The 19,827-nt window shown below is 59.6% G+C and carries 10 protein-coding genes; 5 read left to right on the forward strand and 5 right to left on the reverse strand.

Features of this window, described 5'->3' with window-relative positions; translation table 11 throughout:
- Position 1: 1 nt before the first annotated feature.
- Together AC5S27_RS10905 and AC5S27_RS10910 are read right to left on the reverse strand one after the other, a co-directional pair.
- Positions 2-4,366, reverse strand: coding sequence for a choice-of-anchor D domain-containing protein (locus AC5S27_RS10905; protein ID WP_493934595.1), 4,365 nt, complete (start codon positions 4,364-4,366; stop codon positions 2-4).
- A 59-nt stretch (positions 4,367-4,425) separates the two neighbouring features.
- On the reverse strand, positions 4,426-4,668 hold the full coding sequence (locus AC5S27_RS10910; protein WP_493934596.1) for a hypothetical protein: 243 nt from the start codon (positions 4,666-4,668) through the stop codon (positions 4,426-4,428).
- A 133-nt stretch (positions 4,669-4,801) separates the two neighbouring features.
- Here AC5S27_RS10910 and AC5S27_RS10915 point away from each other — a divergent pair, with 133 nt between their 5' ends.
- The 5 genes from AC5S27_RS10915 (at position 4,802) to AC5S27_RS10935 (ending at position 15,992) form a co-directional block, all read left to right on the forward strand.
- Positions 4,802-7,132 (forward strand): tetratricopeptide repeat protein, encoded by a 2,331-nt coding sequence (locus AC5S27_RS10915; protein WP_493934597.1) that lies wholly within the window; start codon positions 4,802-4,804, stop codon positions 7,130-7,132.
- A 38-nt stretch (positions 7,133-7,170) separates the two neighbouring features.
- The gene (locus AC5S27_RS10920; protein ID WP_493934598.1) at positions 7,171-9,513 is read left to right on the forward strand and encodes a tetratricopeptide repeat protein; all 2,343 of its coding nucleotides are present in this window, start codon (positions 7,171-7,173) and stop codon (positions 9,511-9,513) included.
- Between the two features lie 111 nt (positions 9,514-9,624).
- On the forward strand, positions 9,625-11,787 hold the full coding sequence (locus AC5S27_RS10925) for a DUF8740 domain-containing protein (protein WP_493934599.1): 2,163 nt from the start codon (positions 9,625-9,627) through the stop codon (positions 11,785-11,787).
- Positions 11,788-11,985: 198 nt separating this feature from the next.
- Positions 11,986-14,397 (forward strand): DUF8740 domain-containing protein, encoded by a 2,412-nt coding sequence (locus AC5S27_RS10930; RefSeq protein ID WP_493934600.1) that lies wholly within the window; start codon positions 11,986-11,988, stop codon positions 14,395-14,397.
- Between the two features lie 455 nt (positions 14,398-14,852).
- Positions 14,853-15,992: a pepsin-like aspartic protease gene (locus AC5S27_RS10935; RefSeq protein WP_493934601.1), complete on the forward strand. Its 1,140-nt coding sequence runs from the start codon at positions 14,853-14,855 to the stop codon at positions 15,990-15,992.
- 93 nt (positions 15,993-16,085) lie between these two features.
- On the opposite strand, the gene AC5S27_RS10940 is transcribed toward AC5S27_RS10935, so the two are convergent.
- Genes AC5S27_RS10940 through AC5S27_RS10950 form a run of 3 tightly spaced genes read right to left on the reverse strand, consistent with a single transcriptional unit; the run spans position 16,086 to position 19,810 of the window.
- Positions 16,086-17,702 carry a trypsin-like peptidase domain-containing protein gene (locus AC5S27_RS10940; RefSeq protein WP_493934602.1) on the reverse strand — a complete coding sequence of 539 codons (1,617 nt, stop codon included), beginning with the start codon at positions 17,700-17,702 and terminating at the stop codon, positions 16,086-16,088.
- 33 nt (positions 17,703-17,735) lie between these two features.
- Positions 17,736-19,382, reverse strand: coding sequence for a M56 family metallopeptidase (locus tag AC5S27_RS10945; protein ID WP_493934603.1), 1,647 nt, complete (start codon positions 19,380-19,382; stop codon positions 17,736-17,738).
- Positions 19,379-19,810, reverse strand: a complete 432-nt coding sequence (locus AC5S27_RS10950; RefSeq protein ID WP_493934604.1) for a BlaI/MecI/CopY family transcriptional regulator — start codon at positions 19,808-19,810, stop codon at positions 19,379-19,381. The genes AC5S27_RS10945 and AC5S27_RS10950 overlap by 4 nt, the downstream gene beginning before the upstream one ends.
- Between the last annotated feature and the right edge of the window lie 17 nt (positions 19,811-19,827).

Here is a 19,827-nt window from a genome sequence, read left to right on the forward strand (position 1 = left end):
GTTACCTCACCGTGATCTGCACGGTTGTGCTGTGTTGAAGAGTTCCGCCGGCGCCTGTCACCGTCACTGTGTAAGTCGTGGGGGACGTGGCCGTCTTGGGTAGCGCAAATCCTCCGCCGCAGGCAGTCAGCGAGACAACGCTGAAGAGCAGCAAGCCCAGGCATGCGAGCAGGGAAGAGAAGCGCTTCCGCCGTCTGAATGGCAGGATCAAGAGCGCAGTACTAACCATCCCTATGCCGAGCGGCCATCGCGACCTGCTGCCATCCAGCGCCGTCTGCTGCGTTGCGGTTTGGATGGTGAGGGTCGAAGATGCTCCGCTGGTCCCGGGTGTTGCTGAGGAAGGCGTGAAGGTAGCAGTTGCGCCAGTAGGAAGGCCGCTGGCGGTGAGAGTGACGGGTTGCGTGAAGGTGCTGCCACTGGAAGCCAGTGCGATTGTGTAGACCGCGCTCGATCCCGCAGCGACCGTTTGGCTCGTTGGCGTTGCGGCAATGGTGAAGTCAGCCGCGGGTGGGGGAGCCGTTGCCGTACCGGTAAGAGCTACCGTTTGCGGCGATCCGGATGCATTGTCCGCAACCGAGATCGTTGCCGTATCGGAGCCCGCAGCCGTCGGATCGAAGCTGACCGAGATGGTGCACGACGAACCAACCGCAAGCGTAGTGCCACATGTGTTTGTGCTTGCGAAGACAGCAGCGTTGGTACCCGTGATCTGGATGCCGGTGATGGACAAGGGCGCTGTGCCGGTGCTGGTGAGTGTCGCTGTTTGGACGGCGCTTTTCGTTCCGGTTTGAACGGAGCTGAAGTTCAACGTGGACGGCGTAAGCGTTGCGGCTGGAGCTGTGGGTACTGTAACTGTGCCCGTCCCGGTAAGTGCTGTGGTCTGTGTTCCGGCGGAGTCAGTTACGGTAAAGCTCTCTGAAGTAGAAGCATCACTTGTTGGGCTGAAGACTACGGTGTAGGTGCAGGTTGCTGCCTTCGCGAGCGTGCTACCGCAGGTTGTCGCAGAAAGACTCAGGGGAGCTGTCAGTGTGCTGTGTGAACTGATCGAAAGATCGACAGTTCCAGTGTTAGTCAGTGTGAGTGTCGTCGTTGCGCTGGTGCCGGATGTAACGGAACCGAAGGCGAACGATGAGGGTGTCAAAGTTGCCGTCGGCGTTGCTGGAGCAGTCACCGTCCCGGTCAGCGTGGACAGTTGTGTGCCTGCGGAATCGGTCACCGAAAAAAGCTGTGTCGCTGAGGCTCCGGTTGTCGGAGTGAAGACCAGCGTGTAGGTGCATGTGGCCCCTACGGACAGCTTGTTGCCGCAGGTAGAACCGGAAAGGCTGAATGGCGCGGCAGGGACACTGTTGTAGTTAATGGTGAGATCGACGTTCCCTGTGTTTGTCAGCGTGAGCGTCTTCGCTGCGCTGGCACCCACGGCAACCGGCCCAAATGGGACCGTCGCGGGTGTCAGGGTCGCGCTCGGCGAGGGCGCCGGGGCACTGGTCCCGGTGACAGTGGTAATCGCCGGCGACTTAGGATCGTCGCTCGCCACCGAAACCGACGAAGTGTACGTCGTTGACGGCGCGTACGGTTCGAAGACAACCGAAAGCGTGCAACTGCTCTTGGGAGCCAGGGTGAACCCGCAGGCATCGGTCACCGCGAAAGCGCCAGGTTGCGGCGCACCCAGCTGAGCGGACTTGAGATTAGCCGTCGCCCCGCCGCTGTTGGTCACCGTCAGCGTCAGCGGCGCACTTATCCCGCCCGCCACCGTCAACGGAAACGACAGGCTGCTCGGGCTGATCGAGATGGAAGGCGCTGCCGCCGCCGCAACGCCATTGCCTGTGGCGTCCATATCGAAGTAAAAGGTGACGCCAAAATTGTCGGAGGTTTGGTTTCCGATCGCCGTGGGCGTAAATGCCAGCTTCAGAGCACACGAAGCGCCTGCAGCGAGAGATGGATTCATGCTGGATCCACCAAACACGCATCCGTTATCAACCGTGGCCCAGGAGAAATCCGGCTCGGGAGGATAAACGGTGAAGGTCTGGCTGGGAAGATTGCCGACATTGGTGACTGTATTGGAGATCGTTTTGGTCGTGCCGACTGTCACGTCGCCAAAGTCGTAGTTGTTAATCGGAGCGATAGTCTGTCCGCGCACCAGGCTGTAGACCTGCTTGCCTGCACTGTCTGCCACAGTGAGGTTGCCACCGCCATCCACTGCCACTGCAGATGCGTTCGTCAATGCGGGCAAGGGGAATTGTTCGGTACTGCCGTCGCTATGCACGATGGTCAGGCCTGAGCCTGGCGCACCCGCGACATACGCGGTTCCACTGGGATCGATCGCGACTGAAACCGGATCAGTCAGACCGCTCGCTACGACCGTGGCATCTCCGCCGCGGTCGTAGCGACGCAGGATGCCGTTGGCGGATTCCACACTGTAAAGGGCTCCGTATCCGTCAACCGTAAGAGCGGCCGGCAGCGCGACGTTGCCGGCTACCAGCACCTGATTACCCAGCAAATCGTAATAGTAGATACCCGCTCCACCGGTAGCGGAATTGCCTCCAAGGTACAGATTGCCGCCGCCGTCGATGGTGAAAGCTTGAAGGGAGGTCAGAGCAGTCTGGCTGGCCAGGTCAAACGCCACAGTTTGCTTCCCTGTGGTATCAACGCGGAGGATGCGTGAAGAACCGCTGTCGAGAACATACACGGTTCCTGCACCGTCCACGGCGACCTGCGTTGGTTGGTTCAGGCCGGTGAAGGGCACGGTTACCGGAGAGGACCCCGCAAGCTGAAAAACCTTGTTGTTGGCCGTGTCCGACAGATACGCAACGCGGTTAGAATCCTGCGCCACGCCGCCGATGCTACCGACAGCCACGCTTTGCTGCGTTACCACTCCGGGAGAAAGGGCGAGTTCAGACCCTAATCCAACACCGTATACCAGCGCCGTATGCGGCACTCCATTCGAGTCGGTAACGGTGACATAGGTCGAGAATGGCCCGGGCACCTGCGGCGTAACAGCCAGTTCCGTTTCCCAGAGGAAGGGTACATTGTTGAAGGGAGAAATGGTCATGCCAGTGTAATCTGCCGCAATAATGCTGATCGGCGCGTTTGGAGGCACAACCGCCGGCATCACTGTTTGCAGATACGAGACCTGGTAATACACAAAGAACTCTGTGGCTCCGTTACTCGATGTCAGCCCAATCGGGCTGATCCCGGCGTTTGCATCGGGGCCTTGAACGAGAGCTTCCAGTGCCCCAGCGTTCGTGTAATAGATCGTGCCGCGCGTGTCCATGGCGATGCCGCTGGCAACAATCTCGCCGTTCACTGCCTCAATCCCGGCCCGCTCATAGCTCAGTTGGCTCAGATGCCCATTGGAATCGAGCTCGAAGACCCCGCCTCCTGCAGCGATGTACAGGTTGCCCTGGCGAAGTAGCAGACCGCTGGGACCCGGCACACCTGTATAAAGCTGAGTGATATTGCCGGCTGAGTCGATGCGATAGACATCCCCCTGGTCTGTAAATCCTCCGCTGGTAGCTACATAGATGTTTCCGGAGCCGTCGGGCACGATCCCGCACAGGGGACTGAGGTTGGTTGCGATCGACTTCTGCGTCTTGGAAGCAACGTTGTACATCACCACGTTGCCGTTTCCCTGATCGGTGATGTACAGGGTCTTGTACGCGGCATCGAAAGCCAGACCGATCGGATCGATGAGACCGGTCACTGGAACTGTGCTTTGTGTTCCTCCTGCGGTGATTTCCACGATTCGTCCATTGCCCGAGTCGGCGACGAAGATGTTGTCGTTTCCGTCCAGCACAATTCCATCCGGACGGTTTAGCCCAGTTGTGGGCACAACAGTCAAGTTTCGGGCTGGATCAGACTTAGTGATGGTGTTCGCGAGGGCGTCTGGCAGATACAGATTTTGCTTCGAATCCAGAGCAACCGTGTAGTGGTAGACGTTCGTCGAACCTCTCAACAGGAAAGGCGACTCTCCGCCAACCACCGCAAACGGGCGGTCAGCCACGGTGAATGAAACCGTCTGCGAGGCTGTCGCGGAATAATTGCCATCGCCGCCATAGGAATAGGTCAGGCTGTGCGCGCCAGGAGCGAAGAACTTCAAATTGAGCCGCGCCGCTCCACTGGTAACAGCCACCGCCGCCTGAGGAGTGCCGTCGATCGACCAGGAAATTGTTCCTGTCGGCTGAGGTGCACTGGCGGAGCTTACGGTGACCGTGGCGCTGACATTGTCGGTGTAGTACGGCGCTGCCGGGTTGAGCTTGGCAGAGACGGTCGCGGTTGCTGCGAACGCCCTCAGAGGCCCACAGACTCCAGCTATCAGGAGCAGGAGAGCGAACGTATATTTGCGAATGAGCAAGCGAGTCGGCATATCCATGATTTGGAACCTTCCGGGGGAGGGAATGGGGGGTGGCGTTGAGTCAAACGGGCGTATTCTCACAGAGCGTCTTCCTTCGGCAGAATTTTGCGTTCATTGCGCGAAACATGGGCGGACGTATCTGCCGGCGGGACCAGATCCGTTGCTTCCGAACCCATTGCGACAGAATCCATTGGAGCCAGGCCGTCGGCTGAAGTATGGTGGGACTGTTGAGGGCCGCTTGCGGTCGGTCCGAAGATCTGCTCGATGCGGAGCGTCTGCTGTTCGATTTCGATCCTCAACCGGTGTCGTCGGACGAGCATGTTTCCTCCAGAGCGCACGTTCGGTGCTGCGGTCTAAATTTAAGTTGCGACAGCCGCCCAGTTTCCGTCTTCAACCTGTCTCAATCGTTCTCAGGAGTTCTCAAGGCCTTCTATGCTCAAGGAAATGAGTAACTTGCGATTCGGAGAATTTACGCTCAACCTGCGCCTGCGGGAGCTGCGCAGAAACGAGACACTCCTCCCGGTCTCGGGAAAAGCCTTTGACCTGCTCGTTTACATGGCTTCAAACCCAGGTCGTCCGCTGACCAAGTCCGAATTACTCGACGCGGTCTGGCCGGAGCTGGCCGTCGAAGAATCGAATCTCAGCCAGAACGTCTTCCTTCTCCGGAAGGTGCTCGGCTCAGGCAGCGATGGTCCAATCAAGACGCTCGCCGGACGTGGGTACCAGTTCGCGGCCGAAGTCACGGAAGTTGAACCGGCATCGCCCGATAGCCTTCCACGACCGGGCGTTGAAGCCGCAACGCAATCCATCACCGTAGAAGCCACCCAGACGCGCATGATCGTCGAGCACGATTTCGAAGAGCGCATTTCCTGGAGTCTCACGCGCCGCACCAAGATAGCGGCTGCTGTCATCGTGATGTGTACTCTTGCGGCGGGTGGATGGTTGTTCTGGCAGCGCTGGCTTGACCGGTCAGGCGGAGATCCGGTGAAGGTAGTGCTCACCAATCTCTCCGGCACCACGGGCGACGCCATTCTTGACCGCTCCCTCACCGACGCGTTGCGCATGGATCTGGCCCAGAGTCCCTACGTGACCCTGGTGTCCCCCTACGCCGTCCGCGCCACGCTGACCCAGATGACCCACAAACCCGATGAGGCGCTGACCCCCATCACGGCGCGTGAGGTCTGCGAACGCACCAATAGCCAGGCTGTACTCGCCGGCAGCGTTGCCCGGGTAGGTCAGCATTTTCTGGTCACAGAAGAGGCCACAAGCTGCGTGGACGGCTCGGTGCTTGCTCAATCCAAGCGCGAAGCCGAAAGTGCGGAAGACCTGCCCCGCAGCATCGACAAACTCGCCGAGAGCCTTCGCCAGAAGCTCGGGGAGTCCCGTCGCAGCATTGCCCGCTTCAGTACTCCGCTTTTCCCGATGAATACCGTTTCGCTCGAAGCGCTCAAGGATTACAGCCAGGCCAGCCAACTATCGGCCCAGGGCAAATGGGCCGAAGCCATCGCCATGCAGAAGCAGGCTATCGCCGCCGACCCGAACTTCGCTGCCGCCTACTATGACCTGGCAGCTGCGTATATCTCGAATGGTGACTTCATCAATGGCAGGGCAGTTCTGCAAAAGGCTTACGCCATGCGCGACAATGCCACCGAACCGGTGCGGTTCGCCATCATGGCGCTTTACTCGCAATACAGTACCGAAGATCTCTACGAGGCGGAGCGCAATAACCGGAACTGGGTTCAGCGGTATCCCAACTCGGCGACGGCCTGGAATTTGCTATCCGTCGTGCAGCGCGATCTGGCGCACTTTGCCGATGCGACGGAATCCAGCAAACACGTGCTGGCTCTTGTCCCAGGAAACCAGGGCATGTATGCGAATCTTGCCTACCATCAAGCCCGCATGGGCGATTTCAAAGGCGCGCAAGCGACCTGTGACCTGGCCATCGCCCGTCATCTAGACGGCGACCGCATTCGTAATGAATACGTCGGTATTGCCCGCCTGCTCAACGACGCCAGCATGTTCAAAGCTCAAGAAGACTGGGCGAATGCGCATCCGGACGCGACATTCGTCCAATTCGAATTGGCAAATGTCGCTGCCGGGGAGGGCCGATTCGCCGATGCCCGCCGCCTTATGGAGAAGACGACGGCAGCATTTCGGCGGGAGGGTCTCAACGATTTCGCCAACACTGCAAACAAAGCGTTCGGCATCAACCTGATGGAATCCGGTGACAGGGACGGCGGCCTGCGGCTGTTCCGTAGTGCGCCGGTCGATCCCGAAAACGGCAACGAACTCGAAGGGCTGGTTGAGGCAGGAGACAGCAAAACAGCCCTGGCTTATCTGCACGCCATGCACCTCAAATATCCTCAGGGAACACTTTGGAATCAGTATTACGGCCCACACATTGAGGCGTTGGTGGCGTTGGCCAACCACAAGCCACAGGAGGCGGTGACGCTTCTGGATGCCGCTCGATCTCTCGACAACCGTGATCTCGACATGCCAAAGCTGCGGGCGGATGCTTATCTGGCCGCCGGTCAACCGCTTCTGGCGGAAAAAGAGTACCGTGCCGTTCTCGCTCACCACCAATTCGATCCAACTCTCGCTCCTTATCCGCTTTCATGGCTGGGCCTTGGCCGCGCTCTCGCCGCGCAGGGCAAGACCAAAGACGCCATCGACGCCTACCAGCACTTCCTCGCCCTCTGGGCTCATGCCGACTCGGATGCCTTGTACCTAAAGCAGGGCAAGCAGGAACTGGCGCTGTTACAAAACCGTGTCACTGCCCACTAAGGCTGTAGATAGCAATCCGGAGTGCGTAAAACGCGATCATGTCCAAGGAAGCAGAAAACCTGCAATTTGGCGAATTCACCCTCAATCTGCGTCTGCGCGAATTGCAGCGTGAGGGGACGACGTTGCCGGTTCCCAGCAAGGCATTTGACCTGCTGGCATATATGGCCTCGAACCCTGGTCGTCCACTTACCAAGGCCGAATTGCTCGAAGCAGTATGGCCGGAGACGATCGTCGAGGAATCGAATCTCAGCCAGAATGTGTTTCTGCTGAGAAAGGTGCTGGGCTCCGGCGGCGATGGCCCGATCAAGACGCTTGCTGGTCGCGGCTATCAGTTCGCGGCCGAGGTTGTCCGCGTGAACTCGGCTATGCCCGCCACTGTTCCATCCGTCGGTGACGAAGCCGATTCGTCCGCCCAGACCAGAGCTATCGAGGCCACTCAGAGAAAACTTGTCATCCAGCGAGAGGAAAGAATCTCGTGGCATCTCACCCGCCGTGCCAAAGTCGTTTCGGGACTCGCCCTTGTTGCCGTCCTGGCCAGTGCAGGCTGGTTTGGCTGGCAGTACTGGCTCGACAAATCCGGCGGTGAACCAGTCAAGGTCGTACTCACCAAACTCGACGGCAGCACCGGCGACACGATCCTCGACAGCGCCCTCACCGACGCCCTGCGCATCGATCTTGCCCAGAGCCCCTACGTCACTGTCGTCTCCGGCTCGGCAGTCCGCGCCACGCTGGTTCAGATGACGCACAAACCTACCGAGGCTCTCACTCCTGCGACGGCTAGAGAGGTTTGCGAACGCACCGGTAGCCAGGCCGTTCTCTCCGGCAACGTCGCCCGCTTGGGACAGCATTTTCTGCTCACCGAGGAAGCCACCAATTGCGTTGATGGCTCCGTGATAGCCGAAGCGAAGCGGGAAGCGAGTAGCACCGAAGACCTTCCGCACAGCATCGATAAACTGGCCGAAAACCTCCGCCAGAAGCTGGGAGAATCGCGCCGCAGCATCGAGCGCTTCAGTACGCCGCTCTTCGCCGTCAATACCGTTTCCCTCGAGGCACTCAAAGACTTCAGCCAGGCCTACCAGCTCACCAGCGTGGGCAAGCCGGCCGAAGCCATCACCCTTCTCAAGCGGGCTATCGCCGCTGACCCAAATTTTGCCACTGCGTACTACGACCTGGCCGCCAACTATGTCTCCAATGGCGACATGGTCAACGGTCGCGCCGTGATCGAAAACGCCTATGCCTTGCGCAACACCGCCAGCGAGTCCACCCGTTTCGCCTTTACCGCGCTCTACCACGCGTATAACAGTCTGGACCTGAACGAAGCCGAGCTGAACAATCGCAATTGGACGCTGCTCTATCCCCAGGTGCCACAGGCCTGGAACCTGCTGGGCGTCGTGCAGCGCGACCTCGGCCACTTCGCAGGTGCCGTGGAAGCGAACCGGCGTACCCTCGCCCTGGCCCCCTACAATCAGGGTAACTACGTGAATCTCGCCTACAGCCAAATCCATGTGGGCGATTTTCAGGGAGCCCGAACCACTTTGGAGACGGCTATCGCCAATCACCTTGACGGCGACCGCGTCCGGAATATCTATATTGATGTAGCCGTGCTGATGAACGACCCGGTCCTTCTCAAAGCCCAACTCGATTGGGGCAATGCTCATCCGGACGCCCCGTTCTTCCACGACGAAGAGGCCGAAGTTGCCATTGGCGAAGGCCGCTTCAAGGAAGCTCGCCGCCTGCTGGCCCAAACCACAGAAATCTTCCGCCACGAGGGCCTCTCCGATTTTGCTGACGAACTGAACAGGACAGAGGGCCTATACCTCATTGAAGACGGAGACGTCGCGGCCGGAATGCGCATGTTCCAAAGCGGGCGTCCAGATCTTGAAAGCAGTACAGACCTTGCTGGTCTGGCAGCAACCGGGGACAGCAAAGCGGCCCTAATTGCTTTGCACTCCATCCACGAGAAATACCCCCAGAGCACGCTTTGGAATGTCTACTACGGCCCCCGCATTGAAGCAGCGGCAGCCATGGCCAACCACAAGCCGCAGGAGGCAATCGATATTCTCCAAAAGCCTCGCCCTACCGAAGCCCGCGCTCTCGATTCCCACAAGTTCCTCGGCAATGCCTACCTCGCTGCCGGTCAGCCGGTACGCGCCGAACAGACCTTCCGCGAAGCGCTTGCCCACCGCGAACTCGATCCCTCCATTTCCGACTATCCGCAGTCCTGGCTCGGGCTGGCACGCACTCTTGCCGCACAGGGCAAGAAGAAGGATGCTATCGACGCTTACCTGCACTTCCTCACCCTGTGGGCTCATGCCGATCCAGACGCCGTTTTCCTGCTCCAAGCCAAGAAGGAACTTGCGGAACTCCAAGACGCCCATTGAGAACAAATGAGAACCTCTGAAGCCCATTGAGGACTTCAATTTCGCCCTCCCGCTAAGGTTTGGAGCAGATGCAACCCCCTGCATCCCAAAATCCCTCGGCAGGAGTCTTACATGTCCTCAGGCAGCAGCAAGTCCACGGGCAAGGTCATCCGCAATCTCGTAATGGTCACGTCGCTGCTTACTCGAGCTGCGTTCGCATTCGCCCAGTCTCCGGAAACCCTCCGCGCCCCGGCCGCGGCCACCGCCCCAACTGCTGTCCCAGCCCTGATCCCGTTCTCCGGAACCGTGGAAAACTCAGGCGCCAAGGCTCTCACCGGCCCAGCCACCATGACCTTCCTCATCTACAAGGAAGAGCAGGGTGGCGAACCTCTCTGGTCTGAATCCCAGATCATCGCCGTCGACGCCCTGCAGCACTACACCGCCAAGCTCGGAGCGACCCTCACCAAAGGTCTTCCCGAAGATCTCTTCTCTTCAGGCGAAGCCCGCTGGCTCGAAGTCCAAATCGCCGGCCAGGCTCCTCAGCCGCGCGTTCTGCTCCTCAGCGTTCCCTACGCCCTCAAGGCCGCGGACGCCACCACGCTCGGTGGATTGCCAGTCTCAGCATTCGCCCTCGCCGGGTCCCCATTGTCGGCTGAGCCGCAACTCGCCACTCAGGCCCAGGCTTCGTCTAGCGTGGCTAACTCCGTAACAACCCCCGGTGGCGCCGCCGGTTACCTGCCCGTCTTCACCGGAGCGGCCACCATCGGCGACTCCACCATCTTCCAATCCGGCTCCGGCATTGGCATCAATACCAAAACCCCCGCCGCTACGCTCGACATCAACGGCCCAACTGTCGCACGAGGCTTATTCGCCCTCAACCCCGTCGCTCCAGCCACCTCAGCTGCAGGCAAAGACTCCCAGCCAATCGACCTCATCGGCAGCACCTATAACTCCGGTACCAAGACGGCAGTGAATGAAATCTTCTCGCTCAAGGTAGAACCCGTCGACAACAACACCAACTCTCCCGACGCCACACTGAATTTGCTCTATGGATCCGGCTCAACCACGTCCGAAACGGGCCTTTCTATCAACTCCCGCGGCATCCTGAAGTTCGCCCCCGGCCAAACATTTCCGAGCCAGGGATCGATCACCAGCGTGAACGCAGGCTCTGGCCTGCTCGGCGGCGGTTCAACCGGCGCGATCACCCTCAGCCTCAACCCAGGAGTGATTCCTACCCTGACCGACAGCCCAACCTTCAGCGCAGGCGCAAGGACAGGCGCGGGCGGCTTCACTACCGGATCAGCCAACAACACCGCCGGTGTTCTGGGCACAGCGACTGCCCGCTCCGGTTTCACAGGAATAGCCGGCGTCTGGGGCGACTCCTACTCCCATGTAGGAATCTACGGCAGCAGCTATCTATACGCGGGGGTGGATGGCGTAAGTTACAACGGTCCAGGAGTGACAGGCACAAGCACGAAAAGCAGCGGCGTCACGGGAAACATCAGCCTGGATCCCCCAGAGAATACAGCCGGAGTCACTGGCGTGGCTGGAAATCCCTCGGGGCTCTCAGGAATAGCCGGAGTGCGAGGTGATGCCGCCGAATTTGTCGGGGTCTACGGGAGCAGCACAGACGAAACTGGCGTCTTTGGCGCCAGCACGAACAGCTACGGCGTCTACGGAACATCTGTGGTCTCAACGGCGGCCAGCTTTGAAAACAACAGCGAAGATCAACCCACCATCTCCGCTGTAAACCGCAACAACACAACCCCGGTGAACCCCGGAAGCCAACCGATGTTCAAGACCTTCGAGGCCGTAGGCCAGAGCGGAACCTGCGGTATCGGTGACAAGGGGGATCTCACCTGTACCGGCCAGGTAAAAACCCTCGCCGCCAGCGGCACGCGAACCGTTGAAACCTACGCCATGCAATCCCCTGAAAATTGGATGGAAGACTTCGGCTCCGGCGACCTGCAGCAAGGGGTAGCCAAAATAACTATCGACTCCACCTTCGCCGAAACTGTCAGCGGCAATGCCGACTATCACGTCTTCCTCACCCCGCGTGGCGACTCCAGAGGCCTCTACGTTTCGAATATGACAGCGACCGGATTCGAGGTCCACGAATCAGGCGGCGGCACGTCCACCCTCGCATTCGACTACCGCATCGTAGCCAAACGCCGAGGATTTGAGTCACAAAGGCTGGTTGACGTCACCGATCGCTTTCAGGCCGAACAAGTCCGTGTTGCCAAACGCCTGCAAGCGACAGCCAGGCTCGTAAAAAAGCCTACAGTCGGCAAATAAAGTACTTAGCCGCCTCCACGCGGCCGCGCGCCGCCAGCCTCACCGGGTCTTTCTTTCAATAAAAATCCCTCAAAAAGACCCGGTGAGAACAAATGAGAAGCCCTGAAGCCCATTGAGGACTTCAAATTCACCGTCCCGCTAAGGTTTGGATCAGATGCAACCCCCTGCATCACCAAAATCCCTCGGCAGGAGAACGACATGTTTGCAAGCATCTGCAAGACCACCACCAAAGCCATCTATCGCGTCGCGATAGTTTCTTCGCTTCTAAGCCCGGCCGCATTGCTCATGGGCCAGTCGCCCGAAATCCTTCCCGCCCGCACCCCCGCGGCAGCCACCGCCCCAACAGCGGTACCGGCCCTCATCCCCTTTTCCGGAATCGTCGAAAGCTCAGGTGCCAAAGCGCTCACCGGCCCAGCCACCATGACCTTCCTCATCTATAAAGACGAGCAGGGCGGCGAACCTCTCTGGTCAGAATCCCAGATCGTCAACGTCGATACCCAGCAACGCTACAGCGCCAAACTCGGAGCAACCCTCACCAAAGGCCTGCCCGAAGACCTCTTTTCCTCCGGCGAAGCCCGCTGGCTCGAAGTCCAGATTGCCGGTCGCGCTCCCCAACCCCGCGTCCTGCTGCTCAGCGTTCCCTATGCCCTCAAGGCAGCCGACGCCACCACCCTCGGCGGACTTCCTGCTTCGGCTTTCGCTCTGGCTGGAACCGGGGCTGTTCAGGTAGCCAGCCAGGCCTCGCCGCAAGGCATCACGCCGAACGGCGTTGTCAGCGTCACCACGACCGGCGGAGTCTCCGGCTACCTGCCCATGTTTAACTCCACCTCAACCGTTGTGGACTCCGTCGTGAAACAATCCGGCACCTACGTCGGCATCAACAACGCTTCTCCCGCAGCCGCACTCGACGTTACCGGCACCCACCTGCAACGCGGCCCCCTGGAGATGGAAAACACCGCCGCCGCTACATCCTCAGGAGGCAAAGATTCCCAGCCAATCTACCTCCTCGCCAACGCCTATAACTCATCCTCCAAAGCGACCGTCACACCCATCTTCTCGCTGCAGGCTGAGCCGGTCGGCAATAACACCACCAGCCCAACCGGAACGCTCAATCTGCTCTTCGGCAATAACACCACCCCGTCTGAAACCGGCTTCTACTTCAACCCCAACGGCACCATCCACTTCGCCTCGGGACAGACGTTCGCAGCCACGAACGCCGGCTCGATCGCGATAGACGGTGCCAGCACCACAAGCTACGGCATAGAGGGCACCAGCAATTCCGGCGTCGGTATAGTTGGAACAAGCAGCAGCGGAAACGGCATTAACGGCACCAGCTACTCCGCCTCCGGCGTCAACGGCTATAGCGCCACGGGCTCAGGTCTTTATGGCACCACCCTCGGCAACACCCTCCACACCGCCGGCGTCTACGGCCTCGCCGGAAGCGCAAACACCTCAAGCTTCAACGGCATCGCCGGAGTCTGGGGCGATTCTTCCACGCACGCGGGCGTCTACGGGACCAGCACATCGGCCTCAGGAGTGGATGGACAGAGCTACAGCAGCTATGGAGTCTATGGCTCCAGCACAACCGCCCCTGGTGTCGACGGCTTCAGCGCCTATAGCTACGGACTCTACGCCCAGACCAACTCCAGCACCGCTGGCGTCACCGCCATCTACGGTTACTCCGCCGGTACAACCACCGGTGTGAAGGGCGCCAGCGCAACCGGCAACGGTGGCGAATTCTACGGCGGCGGCACGGCGAGTGTCGGAGGAATCGGTGCTCTTGCCGTCGGAGGCAATGTAGGCAACAACGGTATCGGCGGCGTCGGCGGCGAGTTTACCGGCGGATCCAGCAGCGGCTTTAACGGCGGCAACGGCGTAGTCACGACCGGCGGCGTAGGCTACGACGGCGGCGGAAATGGTATCCAGGCTACAGGCGGATCGAGCAGCACCTATGCGGGTGATGGCGGCGACTTCTACGGCGGCGGATCCACCACTGGCGCAGCCGGCGACGGCATCTTCGTTCAGGCCGGCACCAATCCCAACAACAGCAATGACAACGGCCTGGCGGGCTTCTTCAACGGAAACGTCACCATTGACGGCACGCTCAACGCCGAGCAAAAGAACTTCCAGATCGATCACCCCACCGATCCAGCCAACAAGTACCTCGTTCACGCCTCCATCGAATCCTCAGAGATGGTCAACATCTACTCCGGCAACGTCACCACCAATGAATTCGGCCTCGCCACCGTACAGCTTCCCAGCTGGTTCGAATCCGTCAATGGTGATTTCCGCTACCAGCTCACCATCGTAGGCCGCAAGGCTCAGGCCTGGATCTCCCAGGAGATCAAAGACGGCAAATTCCAGATCGCCAGCGATGCCACCAACGCCAAGGTCTCCTGGCAGGTCACCGGCGTTCGCCAGGACGCGTATGCGAAGGCTCATCCGCTCGTCGTGGAGCTGGACAAAGCTCCACGGGATCGCGGCCTTTACAAGCATCCAGAACTCTACGGGCAGGGTGCCGACAAACAAATCACCCGCAGCCATCAACCTCGCACCACGCAGTCAACTCCAACCAAATCCACCGCAATCAGCGCCGTTAAGCTTCCTTAATGGCAACGGAACCCGGCTCTCTGCGAGCCGGGTTCTCACCAAAACTCATCGTTGCGACCAGTTCCTGGATGACATGGACAGTGAATCGCAGGCGCCACGTAATGGACTTGAATCGACGGAAGTCTGCTGACACGGTAAGTTGCGCCTGATGCTCGAAATGGCAAGAATGATCTCGCGAGGCGGCTTATCGAAAGTTATCAGCGTGTTTTCTATTCCTATTCTTAGTCACAAAGAACCTCCCTCGGCCACCTACTCAATGACCGCCCTGGACAACCCTCGTTGCTGAGTCTTGTCACCGGTGCGTGTGCAAGTTATGATCGCTGCCACATTCCCCGTCGTTGGAACTCCATGTGCCTGTTGCTGCGATCCTTGTCTTGCAGTTCCTGTTCTTGCAATTCCATTCCTGCAAGTATGGTGGAGTGAAATCGAAACTGTATAAAGCGAGGTAAATTCCAATGGCAAAGAACGCTCGTATCCCGATCACCAATATCTACATGGGCGGCGATTACACCGGTCAGATCCTGGTCGGTCCCAACAAGCAGCCAATGAACGTCATCCTTGACACCGGCAGCAGCGCGCTGGCGATCGATGGCAGCAAATACAAACCCACCTTTACGGGTGGCGAGCAATCCACAAACCTTGCTCAGACCGACTCGTACGGGGACGGTAGCAGCTGGACCGGTGCGGTCTTGAATACGCCCGTGACCATTGGCTCAGGTGACACGCAGATTGTTCTGCCTGATGCCAATGTCGCTGTCGCCTATCAGGCCTCGCAGGACATGTTCGGGCAGGATACGGACGGCATTCTTGGTCTTGCTTACGCGCCGCTCGATGATGCCTTCACCATGCCCAACGACACGTGGAAAGACCAGTACAGTTCGAATGATGTGCGGACCGGCAAATCAGGAGTGATCAAGCCGTATCTGACGCAACTCGCCGACGAGGGCGTTGTATCGGACAAGATCTCGTTTATCACGCATCGTTCCTTTGTCCACGCCGGCCCTGATCCGGCCAGCGATCCGCTCAACAACGGCTGGATGATTGTCGGTGGCGGCGTTGAAAATACCGATCTCTATACGGGGAGCTTCCAGACCGTGAAGGTTCTTTCCGATGACTGGTACAGCACGAATCTGAAGTCCATCATCGTTGGAAAGAGCTCGCCGATTGCGGCGCGTCTGCATGGTCCCCAAGGTATGCCTTCGAACTCGATCATCGATAGCGGAACCAACAGCCTCAGCCTCAGCCCTCAACTGCTCAAGGCGGTCATCTCGAAGTTCACTACGGCGCAGCAGGCCCTGCTGAACCAGTCGATCAAGGACGGCAAGCTGGTGGATATGTCTTCGCTGAATCTCGCCGACTGGCCCACAATCACATTCATTCTCCAGGGCGATACGGCGGACGTTTCGCTGGAAGTCGTGCCTTCCGATTACTGGCAGGTAAACACCGAAAACGTAGGATCGGCGGCCGCTGCTATCACTTCGGGCGAAGCTGGACTCGCGATCCTCGGCCTGCCCATCATGAATGGCTACTTCACCATCTTCGACGGCGAAGCAGACGGCGGCAAGGGCGCTATTCTGTTCGCCACCAAAGCCTAGCGCATCGCTTGTAAGTGGTAGAACCCGGACAAACGGCCGCCTCTTCGCAAGAAGAGGCGGCCGTTGATTCGTTTGTTGTGTTTGAGTTGATCTTTATTGGCCGTTCTGGTTGCCCTGATCGCCCTGGGTTGCGCCATCGGTATGGACAACCCGGTACGTTGTGCCGCCACGGGACCAGACGAGCAGCAGTATGTCCTTGCCCGCCGGGGTAGAGCGCACTTCGCTGACAAACTTCTCAGCAGAGGTCACCGGATGACGGTTCACTTCGAGGACGATGTCGCCCGGCGACAGGCCAGCATCTTCCGCCGGGCTGGCTGGACGAACACTCTGGATTGCGGCCCCATTGACCTGCTTCGGCACGTTGAGCTGATCGCGCAAGTCAGGCGTCAGGTCGCCGACGCCAACGCCGATCTTGCCGCCCTTGGGAGCTCCACCATTGCCGTTGCTGGCCAGTTCCTTATTGCCCTTGAACTCGCCCAGAGTAACCTTGAGCGTCTCGGGCTTGCCATCGCGCAGGATACCGACGTTGACCGAATTACCAGGTGCGATCTGGCTCACAACTACCTGCAGCTGCCCGCCATTGACGATCTTCTGCCCGTTGAGCTCGCGAAGAACATCGCCACCCTTCAGGCCGGCTTTGGCTGCGGGCGAGTCAGGCGTTACATCGCTGACGATCGCGCCGTTCGCATCCGGCAGGTTAAAGAAGCTGGAGTTTTCCGGAGTGACGTCATTCATGCTGATGCCCAGGTAGCCATGGTGTACCGTACCGTTCTTGATCAGCGCGTCAGCGGTGGAGTGAACGATCTGCGACGGAATCGCAAATCCTGCACCGGCAAACGCTCCCGTACCGCCAGTGATGATCCACGTGTTGATACCCACTAGCTCGCCATGTGCGTTGACCAGCGGTCCGCCGGAGTTGCCCGGATTGATGGCCGCGTCGGTCTGGATGAAGTCGCCCGGCTTGCGGCGATCCTGCAGGTCAGGGTTGGGGCGGTTCAGCGCGCTCACAATGCCGCGGGTTACAGAGAACTGAAGCGAACCGAACGGACTGCCGAAAGCGAGGACCGTCTGGCCGGGATGCAGTTTGCCCGAGTCTCCCCAAGCGATGCTGGGCAGGTTGCCGCCGGCGTTGATCTTGATTACGGCGAGGTCGGTGAGCTTATCCGCGCCAATCAGTTTCGCCTTGAGCACGCGGCGGTCATTGAGCGTTACGCGAATTTCCGTGGCATTGTCGATGACATGGTTGTTGGTAACAATGTAGCCATCCGGGGAGATGATGACACCGCTTCCGATTCCGTGTTCCACCTGCGGACCCTGCGGAGCGAAATTCCCCCCGCCACCCTGGCCGAAGAAGCGGCGCAACGCCGGAGGAATGCCGTCTGGCATTTGCCCCTGCCCGCTTTGTCCATCCTGGCCGTCATCATCGCCATCGGCCTGCTCGTGCCTTCCCGTTGAAGTGACAGACACGTTGACCACGGCAGGCGTGACCTTGGCGGCCACTGCTTCAACGGCATTGTCGAGCGCCACCAGCGAAGAGACGCTGTTCTCGTCCATCGCCATCGCTCCGCTCGCTGCATGGACTCCGCCATGACCGAGCGCGAAGGGGATACTGACCAACAGCGCCGCTGCTCCAGCGATTGGAAGAGCGAACCGCTTGGCGGACTTCAGCGATTTGATTTTTGATACTAATGAATTAGTTGATGGTGACATGGTTTCCTCGCATTGGGTGAGTTTGTTGAGCGTTTAGAGTTGGAAAACCAGCCAGCCGCCACGCTCATTCGGAGCAGGCAAACCGGCAGGCAAAGTGGAATCAAAACTTGTAGGCAACACGCGGAAGATCAGTTGTGTCACCGTGCGGCGATACACAGCCGGCCTCGAAACTTCTTTTGCGACATGATTGGAAGGCTTCGGATCGAGATCGTTCGACTGCGCACCATCCGACTGAAGAGCATTCGTACCGGGCCGAACATCATCTTCCCAGGCGGTGAGGACAACGTAGCTCTCAGTCTGCCCCTGGCCGTCGGAAACATTGGCCATCGATTCGCTCCAGCGCACCATCTCAGCGCGTGTAGACCCGGCGTCGGCAAACAGATTCGCCTGCGCGTTCACCAGTTGTTCGGCATCCGGCCTCTGAGCCGCGATTAGCTTGCGTTCCCGATTCGCCACCGTCTGCGCAGTGCGCAAGGGATGATTTTCCAACGCGTGGACAAACTTGGGAGCAGGTGACACGGGTAGAGTCACCTTCAGGGAAACCGCTCTAAATCGCTCTTTCGACGGTACACTCACAGCTTGAACCGCCGGCCCAGCTCCAAAGTATCGATCTCCACTGCTGCTCGTCGCGGAGTAGATTGCTGACTTCACAGGTGGCTCTGCCTTCGCGATCGCTTCAGACGCTTCACTGCGGAAACCCACCAATTGCGGGCAACGCGAAAGACCAAATGCCCCCGCAACCAGCGCGCAACCCACCGTTCCAGCCAACACCCGCGAACCCACCGGCCCCAGCACCCGTCCACGCCGAAGCAGACTATGCACCCGCTCCACCAGTTCCGGACGCCGCTGCCACGCTCCCAGCGCCAGCGCCGCCAGAGAAGAGCGACGTGCCATCCCGCGCTCCGCAAGGCTCGCCAGGCAGGCTGCATAGCTCTTCGGAGCCTGCGTCACCCGCACCACGCCATCATCGCAGGCCATCTCGCGTTCCCGGCAGAGCCGACGCTCCATCCACAGCAGCACCGGGTTAACGGGGAACACGACGAGACTCAGCTTCTGCAGCAGATTCGTCCAGTCATCCCGACGCCGTAGATGCTCCATCTCATGCAGCACAATCTGATTCAACTCATCGGCAGAGAGCTGCTCCAGCAGCCAAGTAGGAACCAAGATGCGCGGCCGGAAAAATCCAATGACGCTAGGCCGATCCACTTCGGCCGTCGTGCAAAGCTCGACACGCCGCCCGTTCGCAACTTGCATGGTTGCATCGGCAACTGGCACAGCCGTTGACCACAACCGCCGCAGCCGCAGGCAATGCACCGCAAGATCACCAGCCCGGTACAACGACGCCAACGCCCAGAGCGCGGTAATCGCCACGCTCCAGCGCACATCCAGTTGCAGCCAGACGTGACCGGCACTCCCACCACCCATGGCCACATGAGAAGCGGGTCCCGTCAGCAGGGCCGGAAGAAAGGGAAGCCCCGCCACCAGAGCGAATCCCGCGGCCCAGAGCGCAAATCGCAGCGAAGCCGTGGTCCGAGGCACAAACTTCAGGCACACCGTCAGCGTCCCAGCCACGAGCGCACCTTGCCACACCGCCGTAAGCAGCGCTGCCGCCGCGCCCTGCGACAGCTGTAAAAAGGCGACTTGAACATCCTCGCGCAGAAGGGAACTAACCTCGATCATCGCAGTTCCTCCCCCGCCGCCAATTCAAGCCCACCCGCACCTTCGCTATCGTCGGCAGCATTGGCAATCGCCTCTTTCAACCGCTGTAACTCCTGCGGAGAAAGGTCGTCATCTCCTAAGAGCGACAAAAGCAGCCGTTCCCGCGAATTTCCAAAAAATCGGCTCAGCACATGCCGCACTTCCGACCGCCCAGCCTCATGCTCGGCCACCGTCGGCCAGTAGACAAAGGCGCGCCCCTCCTGCCGGTGCTCCACGTAGCCCTTCTGCTCCAGAATGCGAATCGTCGTCAATACGGAGTTATACGCCAGCGCCTCACCATCCGGCATCGCCGCCACCATATCGCTTACCACGGACTCCCCGCGCAGCCAAAGGATCTTCATCAGCCTCAGCTCAGCTTCGGTCAGCGTAATGGACTTCTTCGGCGGCATCGTAATCTCCGCGCCAA

The sequence above is a fragment of the Acidicapsa borealis genome, assembly GCF_059115245.1.

Bases quoted from the DNA above. Each gene is read 5' to 3' on its own strand.
- AC5S27_RS10910 (WP_493934596.1), bottom strand. From the start codon at position 4,668: ATGCTCGTCCGACGACACCGGTTGAGGATCGAAATCGAACAGCAGACG.
- AC5S27_RS10945 (WP_493934603.1), bottom strand. From the start codon at position 19,382: ATGATCGAGGTTAGTTCCCTTCTGCGCGAGGATGTTCAAGTCGCCTTT.
- AC5S27_RS10935 (WP_493934601.1), top strand. From the start codon at position 14,853: ATGGCAAAGAACGCTCGTATCCCGATCACCAATATCTACATGGGCGGC.
- AC5S27_RS10925 (WP_493934599.1), top strand. From the start codon at position 9,625: ATGTCCTCAGGCAGCAGCAAGTCCACGGGCAAGGTCATCCGCAATCTC.
- AC5S27_RS10905 (WP_493934595.1), bottom strand. From the start codon at position 4,366: ATGGATATGCCGACTCGCTTGCTCATTCGCAAATATACGTTCGCTCTC.
- AC5S27_RS10930 (WP_493934600.1), top strand. From the start codon at position 11,986: ATGTTTGCAAGCATCTGCAAGACCACCACCAAAGCCATCTATCGCGTC.
- AC5S27_RS10940 (WP_493934602.1), bottom strand. From the start codon at position 17,702: ATGTCACCATCAACTAATTCATTAGTATCAAAAATCAAATCGCTGAAG.
- AC5S27_RS10950 (WP_493934604.1), bottom strand. From the start codon at position 19,810: ATGCCGCCGAAGAAGTCCATTACGCTGACCGAAGCTGAGCTGAGGCTG.
- AC5S27_RS10920 (WP_493934598.1), top strand. From the start codon at position 7,171: ATGTCCAAGGAAGCAGAAAACCTGCAATTTGGCGAATTCACCCTCAAT.